This is a genomic window from Mesorhizobium sp. P3_A10, assembly GCF_056403175.1.
Genome location: NZ_JBFUFZ010000008.1, coordinates 181,832 through 194,825 on the forward strand (window position 1 = coordinate 181,832; position 12,994 = coordinate 194,825).

Here is a 12,994-nt window from a genome sequence, read left to right on the forward strand (position 1 = left end):
CCCTCACCCGATCGCTTCGCGACCACCCTCTCCCCGTAAACGGGGTGAGGGAAGAGGTCCTACTTCGCCTTGGAAAACGCCAGCCACAGGCCGCCGCCGACCAGGAAGCTGCCGCTGATCCTGGACATCAGCTTGATGCGGCTGGCCGACAGCAGGCGGCCGGCGCGGGCGGAGGCGAGCGCATAGGTCGAATCCGAGACGGCGGCGAAGATCATGGCGGTGAGGCCCATGACCACGATCTGCAGCGTGTAATTGCCCTGAGGGGCGATGAACTGCGGGAAGAAGGCGCCGAAGAACACCAGCGTTTTCGGGTTGCTGAGCGCCACCAGCAGGCCCTGCAGGAAGAAGCCACCGCGCGGCTTCCGGGCCGTGCCGTCGGCATTCAGCGTGCCCTTGGAGCGGAACATCTGCACGCCCATCCAGATCAGATAGGCGGCGCCGATCAGGCGCACCCATTCGAACCAGTGGCCCATGCCCGTGATCAGCGTGTTGAGACCGATGCCGACAATGGCGATCATGATGGCAAGCCCGGCCTGCGTGCCGGCAACGTTGGCGAGGCCGGCGCGCGAGCCATGGCGGATGCTGTTGGCGATGATCAGAGTGACCGTCGGTCCCGGCACCAGGATGATTACAAGGCAAGCGAGAAGATAGGCAGCGTAGAGTTCCAGCGACATGGGGATTCCTCGACTGAATGCCGCCCTTCGATGCGGCGAGCCCCGATCAAAACATGACGGCGATGCCGGTGCAAGCCAGTGGAAACGTCGCCAACGCTACCCGCCTGTTCAGGCGCCAGCCTGCCATGGCAGCGTCGCCTCGTAGGCCGCTGCCGCTCTCAGCACGGCAAGGTCGCCACGCGGCCGCCCGATCAGTTGCATGCCCATCGGCCGGCCCTGGTCGTCGAAACCGACCGGCACGTTGACCGCCGGGCAGCCGCCCAGCGTGGCAAAGGCCGAGACCTGCATCCAGCGGTGGTAGCTGTCCATGGCGCGTCCTGCCACTTCGCTTGGCCAGTGTGTGGTGACATCGAAGGGAAAGACCTGCGCGGTCGGCAGCGCGATGAGATCGAAGCGTTCGAACAGCGACAGCAGCATTTTGTGCCAGGAGGAGCGCCGCACGGTGGCGGCGTAAACCTGCGGCGCGGTGAGCTGCTGCGCCTGTTCCACTTCCCACACGGCCTCCGGTTTCAGAAGGCTGCGTTTTGCGGGGTCGTCGTAATGGGCTTTCAGCGCGCAGCCGCTGGTCGCCTGGCGCAGCGTGACGAAGGCCCGCCACAGCGCCTCGTAGTCGAAATCCGGCACCAGCGGCTCGGTTGTGAACGATGCGGCCGCAAACCGGGCGAGGGCGGCCTCGCAAAGCTGCAGGATGCCGGCTTCCATCGGCAGATAACCGCCCAGATCGCCGAACCAGGCGATGCGGCCGCCAGCAGCAGCCGTTTGCAGCCCTTCGAGGAACGAACCCTGCTTGTGATGTGAGAGCGGCGCGCGGGGGTCGTAGCCGGCCTGCTGGTCGAGCAGCAGCGCCATGTCGTGCACACTTCGGCCCATCGGCCCATCGATACCCATCTGGGCATGAAAGACATCGAGGTCCGGGCCGCCGGGTACAAGTCCCTGCGAGGGGCGGAAACCATAGACATTGTTCCAGGCGGCCGGATTGCGCAGCGAGCCGCCAAAATCGCTGCCGTCGGCGACGGGAACCATGTCGAGCGCCAGTGCGACCGCCGCACCGCCGCTCGAGCCGCCGGCGGTCAAGGCCGGATCGAAAGCGTTGAGCGTCGCGCCGAACACGGTGTTGTAGGTGTTGGAGCCAAGCCCGAATTCGGGAACGTTGGTCTTGCCGATGATGATGGCGCCGGCCTTGCGGATGCGATCGACGAAGAAATCGTCCTCCTGCGGCACGAAATCGGCAAAGATCGGCGAGCCGAAACTAGTCCTCAGCCCGCGGGTCATGGCGAGGTCTTTTATCGCGATCGGCAGGCCGAACAGGGAGCCAACCGGCCCAGCCTGCGTCAGGTGGGCGTCGGCCTTGTCGGCCTCGCGCAAAATGTCGGCGCGCTCGCGCAAAGAGACGATCGCGTTGACCAGCGGGTTCACCGCGTCGATGCGGTCTAGGAAGGCTGCGACCACCTCGCGCACCGACAGGCGGCGGCGCCTGATCGCGTCCGCAAGATCGACGGCGGACATCCGGCAGATATCGCCGGCGAGCGGCACGGTGTGTTTGGTGGCAGGACGCGTGCCAATCATGCTTTGGCAGCCTGCAAGGCGGCGTCGACGGCCGCCGCCAGCGGGATCGCCGGCTGCGCGCCGGGCTTCAGGCAGGCCAGCGAACCGGCGGCTGCGGCACGGGTGAGCGCCTGTTCGAGCGGCAGACCGGATGACAGGCCGGCGGCCAGATATCCGCAAAACGTGTCGCCGGCGCCGACCGTGTCGACCGGGGTGATCTTCAGCGCCGGAACGGTCAGGAAATCCTCCGGCGTTGCGGCCAGCACGCCGTCGCCGCCGAGCGTGACGACGATGGTGCGGCCGGTCTTGCCGGCAAAATCGCGCATCCGTGCCGGGCGGTCGCGGCCATTCAACGACAGCGCTTCGCCATAGAGGTCGAATTCGGTTTCATTGGCGACGACATAGTCGGCCTTGCCGAGAAGCGCGGCCGCCTCGCTCCGAAAGGGAGCTGTGTTGAGCACGGTGATCGCGCCTGCCGCGCGGGCTGCGTCCAGTGCGGCATCGACGGTCTGCAGCGGGATTTCGTGCTGTAGCAGCGCGACATCGCCCTTTCCGAGGAAAGCCTTGGCAAGATCGCCAGGCACAACCGAATCATTGGCGCCGGGCGCGACGGCAATGATGTTTTCGCCGTTGTCGCCGACCATGATCAGCGCCGTGCCGGTCGAGGCAAAGGTTTCACCGACGCCGGACAGGTCGACCTTGCCGTCGCGCAGCAACGCCAGCGACTCGGTGGCGAAATTATCCTTGCCGACCGCGCCGACCATACGCACCTTGGCGCCGGCGCGTGCGGCGGCCAGCGCCTGGTTGGCGCCCTTGCCGCCGGGAGCGGTGGTGAAACCTGAGCCGCGGACCGTCTCGCCGGGTGCGGGCAAGCGGTCGACCTTGGCGATAAGGTCGAGATTGATCGAGCCGATGACGATGATCAAAGAATGCCTCCTCATGAATGCGCGGGAAGCTATCCTGTAAGATCGCTGCTTTCCAGAGCCTGCTGATGTGCCAGCGTTCTGTCGTTGCGCCATTCACTGGCAAAGCGATGTCGTTTCGCCATGAAACGAAAACACTGGCGAAAAGTCTTCGCCGGTGTCTTTGCATGCGAGCCGTTTTTCAGGATGCGGTCTGTCCCGCTTCCCAGCCGAGGATGGCGCGCTTGCGCGTCAGGCCCCAATGGTAGCCGGTGAGTGCGCCGGACTTGCCGAGCGCCCGGTGGCACGGCACGACGAAGGACATCGGATTGGCGCCGACCGCGGCACCCACCGCACGGCTTGCACTCGGAGCGCCGATGCGAGCCGCGATCGAGGAATAGGTGCAGGCCTTGCCCATCGGGATGCGTAGCAAGGCTTCCCAGACGCGGAGCTGGAAGTCGGTGCCGATCATGACGACGCGCAGCGGCTGGTCGGCGCGCCACAGCGTCGGATCGAAGATGCGGGCGGCATAGGGCGCGGTTGCCGACATGTCCTCGACATAGGTGGCGTTCGGCCAGCGGCCCGACATGTCGGCGAAAGCCGCGCGCTCGCCGCCGGCATCGTTGAAGGCAAGGCCGGCCAGCCCGCGGTCTGTAACCATGATCAGGGCGATGCCGAAAGGCGAGATATGATAGCCGTAGCGGATGGTCAGCCCGGCGCCGCGCGTCTTGTAGTCGCCTGGCGACATCGCCTCATGGGTGACGAAGAGATCGTGCAGCCGGCCGGGGCCGGACATGCCGACCTCGAACGACGCCTCGAGCAGCGGCATGCCGGAATCGAGCAGCTTGCGCGCATGGTCCAGCGTGACGGCCTGCAAAAAGGCCTTCGGCGACAGGCCGGCCCAGCGGGTGAACAGTTTCTGCAGGCCGGTCGGCGTTTCGCCGACTTCCTCGGCCAATGTCTCGAGCGAGGGCTGGTCGCGGTAGTCGAGGCTGATCTTCTCGATGGCGCGGCGCACGACCTCGTAGTCGCTGCCTTCAGGCGTGATGTCGTTCTGCAGAATGGCTGTCGGTTTCATCTGCGTATTCATGGTCATCTGGGCGTTCATGGCAATATCTCCTTGACCGCGAATATCGTTCTTCCCGGCCTTTGCCACCACCCGAAACTTGCCTTGTTGCCGCGCATACCCAGATAGAGTCAGCTTCGAATTGAAGAGGACAATCATGACCGGCGAAAAGGTAAATCTGACCGGGGCAAAGGAAACCTTGCTGTTGACTCTCTATGGCAAGGCGCTGGAGAGCAGGTTGCCGGATTCGCTGCTCAAGGATCACTTCGCCGACGAGGCAGTGCGCAAGATCGACTATGATTTTTCAAGGCTCAAGGTCGACAACAATATGGGCGTCGGCCTGGCGATCCGGGCCAAGACGCTCGACGTCCGCGTCCAGGACTTTCTCGCCAGAAACCCCGACGCCATCGTGCTGCATCTGGGGTGTGGGCTCGATACGCGGATATTCCGCGTCAATCCGCCACCAGGCGTCGAGTGGTTCGATGTCGACTACCCCGAAGTCATCGAACTCAGGCGCAGGCTTTACCCGTCCCGAGATCATTACCACTTGGTCGCATCGTCGGTGACCGAACCGGGTTGGCTGGCTGAAGTGCCCCGCAATCGCCCGGCCGTCGTGGTGATGGAAGGACTGACGCCCTATCTTCCGGCCGAGGAGGGGCCACGCCTCTTAGCGCGCCTCGTCTCGCATCTTGCCAGCGGCGAGCTGATGTTTGACGCCTATAGCCGTTTCGGCCTGAAGCTGCTGCGCCGCAATCCGTCCTTCAGGGCGACGGGCGCCGAGGTCCACTGGAACATAGAGGATCCGCACGAATTGGAGCTGGCCGTCCCAAAGTTGCGGTTCATCGAGGACATCTCGGCTTATAAACCCGAACACGCTGCCCGCATGGGCTGGTTCGCCAAGCTGTTTGTTCGCCTCTGGATACACATTCCGGCGCTGCGCAAAATCGGCAGGCTTTTGCGATATCGGTTTTAGCGCGTCTTCGCGGTTGCCAGCGCGCGTGAAAAGGCATCGGCAAAACTTTCGCGCGAGTCGGGATCCAGGAAAGACCCGATCGGCACCTTCTGTCCCTGTGCTTCCACCGCCATTTTGGTGATGCCGATTTCGGCATGGCGGGCGATCGAAAAGCGCGCCCAGAACGGATTGAAGCGATGCGCTTCGGATTTGCCTGAGGGCGCCGTCTTGCGGATGTCGAGCGCGGTGCGCGAGACCGACACCTCCTCGCGGGCGCGGGCGGCACGATAGTTGGCGCGAAAGGCGATGTAGACGGCAATCACGTCGAGGCCGAAGAAGCCGAACACCGGCCAGGCGCCGCGCGACAGGAAAAACGCGCCCATCACCAGCCAGCCGAACAGCAGCGCGCCCATCAGGATGGCAAAGCCGGTTTTGCCCAGCGAGCGGTGCGGTGTCAGCAGCGCCCGGAAGAAGGGTTCGTCAGCCTGGAATGAGGCGTTTGTGTCGCTCATGCGGGAATACTATAGGAAGGGAATGGCGAGCCCCAAGTCCAAAAAATTGTCCGCACCCAAAAATGAATTACCCGGTCGCCGTGACGGCTCGAACGCCAAGCCGCGTCCCAGGCCGGCGCGGTCCGGCTCGCTCTACAGCGCGGCGGAGGTGCACGAGATCTTTCGGCGCTTTTCCGTCCAGCGGCCCGAGCCGAAGGGCGAGCTCGAACATGTCAACGCCTTCACGCTGCTGGTGGCTGTGGTGCTGTCGGCGCAAGCGACCGACGCCGGCGTCAACAAGGCGACGCGGGCGCTGTTCAAGATCGCCGATACGCCAGCAAAAATGCTGGCGCTGGGCGAAGCCAAGGTCGGCGACCATATCCGCACCATCGGGCTCTGGCGCAACAAGGCCAAGAACGTCATCGCGCTGTCGCAGGCGCTGATCCGCGATCATGGCGGCGAGGTGCCTGACGAGCGCGACGAACTGGTCAAATTGCCGGGGGTCGGGCGCAAGACCGCCAATGTCGTGCTCAACATGGCCTTCGGCCAGCACACGATGGCCGTCGACACGCATATTCTCCGGATCGGCAACCGGCTCGGTCTGGCGCCCGGCAAGACGCCGGAACAGGTCGAGCAAGGGCTGTTGCGGATCATCCCGGACGAATATATGCGCCATGCGCATCACTGGCTGATCCTGCATGGCCGCTATGTCTGCAAGGCGCGCAAGCCGGACTGCCCGGCCTGCGTCATCGCCGATATCTGCAAGGCGCAGGAGAAGACGACCAGCATTCCAGCGCCGTTGGCGCCGATCGCTCCTCTTGCGGCGGCTTCAGCTGAAAATCAGTAGCCGTAGCCGCGCGCCATCGCGGCCGCGAAGACCGGGATCAGCAGGAAGATGAAGGCCTCGGCGCGGATGTAGGTCTTTACGGAAGCAAGCTCGGTTGCCGGCACCAGGAAAGAGGGATTGGCGCTGGCCTGCCTGTTCCAGGAAATGAAGCGGATGGTCGGGATGATCGAGAACAGACCGACAAGGGCGAAGGCCGCCATCTTGGCCCAGAACACCCAGTTGTAGACATAGAATTCCCAGCCCTTCAGGCCGTAAAGCACACGGCCGATGCCGACGATGATGATCAGCGCAGCGATGATGCCGTAGTGGCGATCGATGCCGGCAAGGCGCTTCAGCGTCGCGGCAGGCAGGTCACCTCGGATCAGCACAAACTCGGCGCCGATGATGCCCGCCAGCGAGAACACCAGCAAATGATGGACGATGGCAAGCACAAGATCGGTGGTGTCCATGGTCTTTCCCTCCGCTTGAACGGCCTGCGCCGAAACCGGCCAGCTGAATCGATCACTCTGAATCAACCCTTGGCGAAAGGTAGCATCGTTCGGCATGATTCCCATACTGCAGCATGCGTTCGCGACCTAGCCATCGGCGTCATTGACGCCAGTTCCTGACGGTCTAAATCTTGGGCATGACCGGACTGAAACGCGCGCTCAATCCAATGCTGGACGACATCCGAACCGCTCTCGCAGAGCGGGGATTGAAGGCGACCTACGAAGACCGACCAGACTATATCTCGGCTGGACCGCCCGCGCCAAGCGCCCCGACACCAGGCAGAAGCGGGTCGACCAGATGCTCGACGAACTGCAGCGCGGTGGCGTCTACATGAACATGGTCTGGCGCGGCTGACATAGGGCCGGACCGGGTGCTGGCCCTTGGTATCCCCCAGGCTGTTTGCTAGTCGCCACGTACCCCAGCGAGGCATGTCATGAGCGCTCATCGAACACGATCGGCTCCGGTCATCGAGACGGAACGAACCATCCTGCGGCCGCATAGGCTGGAGGATTTCGATGCCTATGTTGCCATGTGGGCCGATCCTGTCGTCACCCGCTTCATTGGCGGCAAGCCACGGACGCGAGAGGAAAGCTGGATGCGCTTCCTGCGGCATGCCGGCCTGTGGTCGCTGCTCGGCTACGGCTTCTGGGCAATCGAGGAAAAGGCGACCGGTAATTTCATTGGCGAGGCCGGCTTTCACGATCTGAAGCGAGACATGGTGCCGTCGATCGAGGGCATTCCGGAAGCCGGCTGGGCGCTGGCGCCTGAGGCGCACGGCAAGGGCCTCGCCAGCGAAGTCGTCGGGCGGGTTCTTGCCTGGGGCGACGAGACATTCGCCGCGAGAACCGTCTGCATCATCGATCCGGAAAACACCGGCTCGCTGAATGTCGCGGCAAAGTGCGGCTACAAGGAATTGCTGCGGACCACCTATCACGATGCCGCGACGATCCTGCTCGAACGGCGAGTGTGAAGGGATCGCGCCTCTGTCACCCGACCTTGCGCAGCTTGCGCGCCAAGGCGCTCCACAAATCGTCGTCAGGAGCGGGCGGCGCTGCACCCGGGGTCAGCAATTTCGTCGAAGCATCGAAAGGTTGCGGCCGGGCGATGGCGAAGCCCTGGGCATAGTCGACTCCGATTTCCTTCAATGCCGCGACGATGCCCTCGCTTTCGACGAATTCGGCGATGGTGCGCTTGCCCATCACCTTGCCGATATGATGGATCATCTCGACCATGGCACGGTCGATGCGGTCCTCCAGCATGTCCTTGACGAAGCTGCCGTCGATCTTGAGGTAGTCGACAGGCAGGTGCTTGAGATAGGCGAAGGAAGACATGCCAGAGCCGAAGTCGTCGAGGGCGAAGCGGCATCCCAATTGGCGCAAGTCTGCAATGAAGCGGATGGCGTTGGCGAGGTCGGCGATGGCACTGGTCTCGGTGATCTCCAGGCAGATCATTTTCGGTGGAATGCCGTGGGCGAGAAACTGTTCGCGCAGGAAATCGAGGAACGTCTCGTCGCCGAAACTCGCTCCGGAAAGATTTATGGCGCAGGTGGCGATGGGAGCGGCTTGCGGATCGGCAAGGCGGGCAGCCAGAACGCCCAAGGTGTTGCGCACCACCCAGCGGTCGATCGACGGCATCAGGCCGTAGCGCTCGGCCGCCGGAATGAAGCTGGCAGGCGAGACGATGAGGCCGTCCTCGTCCGTCAGACGCAACAGGATCTCGATATGAGCGCCGGCCTCCGCCGCGGCCTCGTTGAGCGGCCAGATTTCCTGGGCATGAAGCTTGAAACGGTTTTCCTCGAGCGCAGCGTGCAGGCGCTGGACCCAGGCCATCTCGCTGAATCGCTCCCGCAAGGCCATGTCGCTGTCGCTGTGCAACTGAACCCGGTTGCGGCCTTTTTCCTTGGCCATGTAGCAGGCGACGTCGGCGGCTTGCAGGGTCTCCTCGAGCGTGATCGCGCTGTCGGTGATCTGAACCATGCCAATGCTGACGCTGATGTTGAACTGTCTCCCGCCCCAGGCGAAATGCAGATCCTGCACGGTGGCGCGCAGCCGTTCGGCGATGTCGGCGGCGAGATCCGGTTGGCAATCCAGGAGCAGCACGCCGAATTCGTCGCCGCCCAACCGGGCCAGGACGTCGCCTGGCCGCAGTTCATTGCCGAGCAGCACGGAAATCTGCCGTAACAACTCATCACCGGCGGCATGACCACAGGTATCGTTGACAAGCTTGAACTGGTCGAGATCCAGATACATCAGCGCATGCTGGCGGGACTGCAGCTCCGCGATTGCCCTTTCCAGGCGGCTTTCGAAGTCGCGGCGGTTGACAAGCCCGGTCAAGGCGTCGTGCGACGCCTGCCATGAAAGCCGCTCAATGTAATCCTGTTCGCGCCTCATGTCGTGGAAGGCAAGGACCGCGCCGACGACGCGGCCGGAAACGAGGAGTGGCGCGCCGGTCAGCGCGACGGGAACAAGTGAGCCGTCAGCGCGCTGCAGCATTTGCGGGCGGACATTGGCGCCGTGCGGCTCACCGGCCAGCAGGCGCTCCATCAACTGAGGCTCTTCGACGCCCGTGTCCTTGTCCACCAGCCGAAACAGCGACGCGACCGGCTTGCCCTTGGCCGCACCGAGCGGGCATGCCAGCAAACATTCCGCCACGGAGTTCATATAGTCCAGGCATCCGTCTGCTCCGGTGCTGATGACGGCCTGGCCGATGGAGGCCAGTGTGATCTGGGCACGCTCACGCTCGGCGTTGAGGGCGTTCTGGAAAGCCCTGCGCTGCGCCAGGAGTTTGCGGGTACGCCATACGGCCAGCAGGATCAGCAAAGCGGCGGTGGCGAGATTGGCCGTCATCAGCGCCATCATGATGAAGCGGGATCCTTCGCCGAGGCTGTCTGAAAACGCCTTGGAGAGCGGGCCGATCTGGTGATCGAGCCGATGGATCTCTGCCTTCCAGGCGCTGATCTGTGTCGCCGATGCCGGCCCTTCCCTGAGCTTCTGGTGTATGTCACTGCCGAGCCGGTCGAGCGCGAGGATCATGCTATCGGCGGCGGTCCAATGACGGATGGCGATGTCGAGGTAGCTGAAGCTGCGGAAGTTCTGGAACAACCAGATCATCCCGTCAGATCATCTGCGTGATTTCCGCCTTGCAGGAATCCGACACGAGCCGCATCCGTGTCAGGCTCGGATTGCTCAAGGGCAAGCCGCGCCGAATGGTCAGCCAGCGGAATGGCGATGGCTGCGCGGTACTCGCCGAAGAATTCTTCCCTGCCGGTGTTGGCGTAGAGACTGAGAAAATAGATGGCGTGTTTTTGGCCCTTCGACCACTGGCTTTCGCCGCCGACATAGGCGCGGACTGCCGACAGGGTGTAGAGGCTGCCGCTGGCGACCAGGGCCTGGACAAGGACGACAATGATGAATGGCCAGACGAGCCCGAGAAGACGGGGGCTGGTGTCTGTCTGCGAAAGCTTCATCGAGCTTCCATGGAGATTGCCATGACCCCCGTGAACTTGCCTGCCGACTGATGCAGATGTCGATGAGGGCGATGCCCTTGCCTCATGTCGCCCTGCAAACAGCAACAGCAATCCGACTAGCATGCCGGTCTTAACGGCCAATAAACTCTTCGGGTTTTTTGCTTACAGAATCGCTTGTCTTGGCAATTCACATGTTACGTTGCGTCAGGCAAAAGATGTTTAGATAAAGTTTTATCGTATTCGTTTTTTCTAAAATGCATTCGTTGTCCGGAGTCTGCAAGGCGACAGAGCAGTTGAGCCGGCTGCGTCACATTACTTTACGAGCTTCGCAAAGTTCGAGGGAGCCACGGTGTCATCCTTGGCGAGCTCCCGCTGCCGCCGACGCGCGGGACCGATTGAGGCGGCCTCAAGCCGGGTGTGCCGCCACGGTTTCGGGTGCTTTCAAAGTGCTGACGAGGGTTGAAAGATCCGGCTCGTCGATGAGCATCGCCGCGTCGGCCGGAGCGAGCCACGCCCGCTGCCGCCTCTTGGCCTCCTGCCAGTCGGCGAGTTCCTCGGTTACTTCAAGCAGATAGACAATGACATCGACGTGAACGAAGCGGTTCGACAACCGTTTCCAGTATGAATAGGTGCCGGCCGGCTGCTTCACGATCTTGCCGAGGACACCGGCTTCCTCCTGGGCTTCGATCATGGCCGCCTTGCGCCCGCTCTTGCCCTTCATCGGCCAACCCTTCGGCACGATGAAGCGCTTTGTCGTGCGTGACGTCACCAGCATGACCTCGATATCGCCATGTTGGCTCAGCCGAAAGGGAATGGCTGCGACCTGGCGGATCCGCTCGCCCTTCTTTGCCTTGCGGACTGCTTTCTTCTTGGTGGCTGCCATTGGTGAAAATCCAGTCGAAGCAATGCCCCATAACGCGAACAGGCACTGCTGCAAAAGCCAAAGCCGCCTTTGGTCTCAGGCGGTATCACAAGCACATAAGTCGGCTAAATAAATGAAAGGCGCCGGCTTGTCAGCGACATACGGTGACAAAACCGCCACCCGACGGCTGCAGCTGGCAGCTTGGCTTGATGACCGGCACCGCTGGCCGTTGCGGCGGTACGATCTCGCGGTCCTGGGCGCGGAACTGCTGTTGCTGCTGCTGGAACTGCTGCCGTTGCAGCCTGTTTTCCAGCATCTGCAGTTCGTTTTGGTCGACCAGCGCGTTGCGATTTGTCGGAATGACGACCTGTGCCGAGGTGTACGAGGTTGCAACCGGCAGCATTGCTGTTGCCAGCATTGCCGTCATCAAGACCGTCGAAAAGCGAAGCGGCGACATGTATTCATTCCTGTACGAAACGGAACATTGCCCAGATATAGGGCGGTTGTCTGGATGTGCCATGGTCAAGGGTCGATCACAGCCAAATTGATGACCGTTGCCCCAAGAATCTGCCTTGCAATCCGGCGTGGCTCTTGACGGAAGCGGGCGTTTCGCCGCTCTATCGCGTCGGCGCCTGTCTGGGCTCAATGGCTTGCTCCGAACCAGGGCAATAGGGGAACTTGATGAGAAGCAAGCGGGCATATTTCGTGGCAATACTTGGTCTGGCCTGCATCGCCGGATCGGTGGCGTTTGCGGCGCAGACCAAGGGTGACAAGGTGGTGGCACCTGCCGCCGACGCAGCCAAGCCACCGCAACTGCCCGGCGGCGCGTCGGCGCTGTCCGAGACCCATGGCGACTGGACGGTCAATTGCCAGATTTCAGGCACGACCAAGGTCTGCAGCCTGTCGCATCAGCAGTTCAACAAGCAAACCAACCAGCGCCTGCTGGCGATAGAACTGTCGAGCAAGACCGGTGACGATGCCGTCGGCACCCTTGCCCTGCCGTTCGGCCTGGCCCTGGCCAAGGGGATTGCGCTTTCGATCGATGACCAGAAGCTTGAGGGCAGCCTGCAGTTCAACACCTGCCAGGCGGTCGGCTGTCTGGTGCCGGTGACGTTCGATGCCAATGTCACGCCCCTGCTCGCGGCAGGCACGACCTTGAAGATCGATGCGGTCGCGGCGGACACGCTGCAGCCGGTCAGTTTTTCGATCCCTCTGAACGGCTTTGCCGGTGCGCTTGCCAGGACCGCGGAACTGTCGGCCGACTGACTCCGGTTTTCCTTGGCTGCCGGTTCAGGGTCAGACAGCCCAAAAAGCTGATCAGCGGCGCGTTAAGATTTGCCTTCTATCATGCATGCATGAAGCACTTGGCTCTGCGGTTCTCGGCCAGTTGCATAGGCATGGCCGCCGGCTTCTACTTTCGCGATTTCTGGAGGTCCGATTTCGGGCTGCCAACATTTATCTTCGTGGCCTTTCTTGGCACAACGTTGGTGATGAGCTGGCAAGGCAAGGGCAAACCTTGGTCTCTGCGAACAGGACTTGTCTTTGGTCTGGCAATCGCCATAGCCATGATCGTAACCCTTGCCACAAATCACTATGCGGGGATCGCCACGTTAATTTTGTTCGCGGTCTTGGCTCACAAGACAGGCCTTTGGCAGCGTTGGGCGGGTAAACTGTAGTTGGGATGCAAGGCCAATCCGCTG

The 12,994-nt window shown here is 62.5% G+C and carries 16 protein-coding genes; 6 read left to right on the plus strand and 10 right to left on the minus strand.

Translation table 11 applies throughout. The features are described from left to right. Positions 1–59: 59 nt before the first annotated feature. The 4 genes from AC1DXU_RS26640 to AC1DXU_RS26655 all read right to left on the minus strand — a co-directional run bounded on the left by AC1DXU_RS26640 (position 60) and on the right by AC1DXU_RS26655 (position 4,229). Positions 60–674, minus strand: a complete 615-nt coding sequence (locus AC1DXU_RS26640; RefSeq protein WP_477373786.1) for a LysE family translocator — start codon at positions 672–674, stop codon at positions 60–62. Between the two features lie 108 nt (positions 675–782). Next, on the minus strand, positions 783–2,240 hold the full coding sequence (locus AC1DXU_RS26645) for an amidase (RefSeq protein WP_477373788.1): 1,458 nt from the start codon (positions 2,238–2,240) through the stop codon (positions 783–785). Further along, a complete protein-coding gene (locus AC1DXU_RS26650; RefSeq protein WP_477373790.1) occupies positions 2,237–3,145 on the minus strand; it encodes a ribokinase in 909 nt (302 codons plus the stop codon). Before AC1DXU_RS26650 ends, AC1DXU_RS26645 begins: the two co-directional genes overlap by 4 nt. A gap of 178 nt (positions 3,146–3,323) precedes the next feature. Then, on the minus strand, positions 3,324–4,229 hold the full coding sequence (locus tag AC1DXU_RS26655; protein ID WP_477373792.1) for a methylated-DNA--[protein]-cysteine S-methyltransferase: 906 nt from the start codon (positions 4,227–4,229) through the stop codon (positions 3,324–3,326). Between the two features lie 115 nt (positions 4,230–4,344). Here AC1DXU_RS26655 and AC1DXU_RS26660 point away from each other — a divergent pair, with 115 nt between their 5' ends. Continuing rightward, positions 4,345–5,160: a class I SAM-dependent methyltransferase gene (locus AC1DXU_RS26660; protein ID WP_477373794.1), complete on the plus strand. Its 816-nt coding sequence runs from the start codon at positions 4,345–4,347 to the stop codon at positions 5,158–5,160. On the opposite strand, the gene AC1DXU_RS26665 is transcribed toward AC1DXU_RS26660, so the two are convergent. After that, complete coding sequence (locus AC1DXU_RS26665; protein ID WP_477373795.1) at positions 5,157–5,651, minus strand: DUF2244 domain-containing protein; 495 nt, start codon at positions 5,649–5,651, stop codon at positions 5,157–5,159. The two genes, AC1DXU_RS26660 and AC1DXU_RS26665, sit on opposite strands and share 4 nt — an antisense overlap. Before the next feature lie 22 nt (positions 5,652–5,673). Here AC1DXU_RS26665 and nth point away from each other — a divergent pair, with 22 nt between their 5' ends. Continuing rightward, a complete protein-coding gene (gene nth, locus AC1DXU_RS26670) occupies positions 5,674–6,477 on the plus strand; it encodes an endonuclease III (protein WP_477373797.1) in 804 nt (267 codons plus the stop codon). Here the strand turns inward: nth and AC1DXU_RS26675 are convergent. Further along, positions 6,471–6,926: a DUF2214 family protein gene (locus AC1DXU_RS26675; protein WP_477373799.1), complete on the minus strand. Its 456-nt coding sequence runs from the start codon at positions 6,924–6,926 to the stop codon at positions 6,471–6,473. The genes nth and AC1DXU_RS26675 overlap by 7 nt on opposite strands. Positions 6,927–7,068: 142 nt before the next feature. On the opposite strand from AC1DXU_RS26675, the gene AC1DXU_RS26680 reads away from it, so the two are divergent. After that, entirely contained in the window at positions 7,069–7,320 is a 252-nt protein-coding gene (locus tag AC1DXU_RS26680) for a YdeI/OmpD-associated family protein (protein WP_477373801.1), read from the plus strand. 79 nt (positions 7,321–7,399) lie between these two features. Continuing rightward, entirely contained in the window at positions 7,400–7,936 is a 537-nt protein-coding gene (locus AC1DXU_RS26685; RefSeq protein ID WP_477373803.1) for a GNAT family N-acetyltransferase, read from the plus strand. Positions 7,937–7,952: 16 nt separating this feature from the next. On the opposite strand, the gene AC1DXU_RS26690 is transcribed toward AC1DXU_RS26685, so the two are convergent. From AC1DXU_RS26690 to AC1DXU_RS26705, 4 genes are all read right to left on the minus strand, one after another. Next, positions 7,953–10,076 (minus strand): EAL domain-containing protein, encoded by a 2,124-nt coding sequence (locus AC1DXU_RS26690; protein ID WP_477373805.1) that lies wholly within the window; start codon positions 10,074–10,076, stop codon positions 7,953–7,955. After that, on the minus strand, positions 10,073–10,432 hold the full coding sequence (locus AC1DXU_RS26695; RefSeq protein ID WP_477373807.1) for a hypothetical protein: 360 nt from the start codon (positions 10,430–10,432) through the stop codon (positions 10,073–10,075). The genes AC1DXU_RS26690 and AC1DXU_RS26695 overlap by 4 nt, the downstream gene beginning before the upstream one ends. A 406-nt stretch (positions 10,433–10,838) precedes the next feature. Continuing rightward, complete coding sequence (locus tag AC1DXU_RS26700; protein ID WP_477373809.1) at positions 10,839–11,315, minus strand: NUDIX hydrolase; 477 nt, start codon at positions 11,313–11,315, stop codon at positions 10,839–10,841. Positions 11,316–11,445: 130 nt separating this feature from the next. After that, positions 11,446–11,751, minus strand: a complete 306-nt coding sequence (locus tag AC1DXU_RS26705) for a hypothetical protein (RefSeq protein ID WP_477373811.1) — start codon at positions 11,749–11,751, stop codon at positions 11,446–11,448. Positions 11,752–11,975: 224 nt separating this feature from the next. Here AC1DXU_RS26705 and AC1DXU_RS26710 point away from each other — a divergent pair, with 224 nt between their 5' ends. After that, the gene (locus tag AC1DXU_RS26710) at positions 11,976–12,560 is read left to right on the plus strand and encodes an invasion associated locus B family protein (protein WP_477373813.1); all 585 of its coding nucleotides are present in this window, start codon (positions 11,976–11,978) and stop codon (positions 12,558–12,560) included. A 131-nt stretch (positions 12,561–12,691) separates the two neighbouring features. Further along, entirely contained in the window at positions 12,692–12,970 is a 279-nt protein-coding gene (locus AC1DXU_RS26715) for a hypothetical protein (RefSeq protein WP_477373815.1), read from the plus strand. Positions 12,971–12,994: the final 24 nt, after the last annotated feature.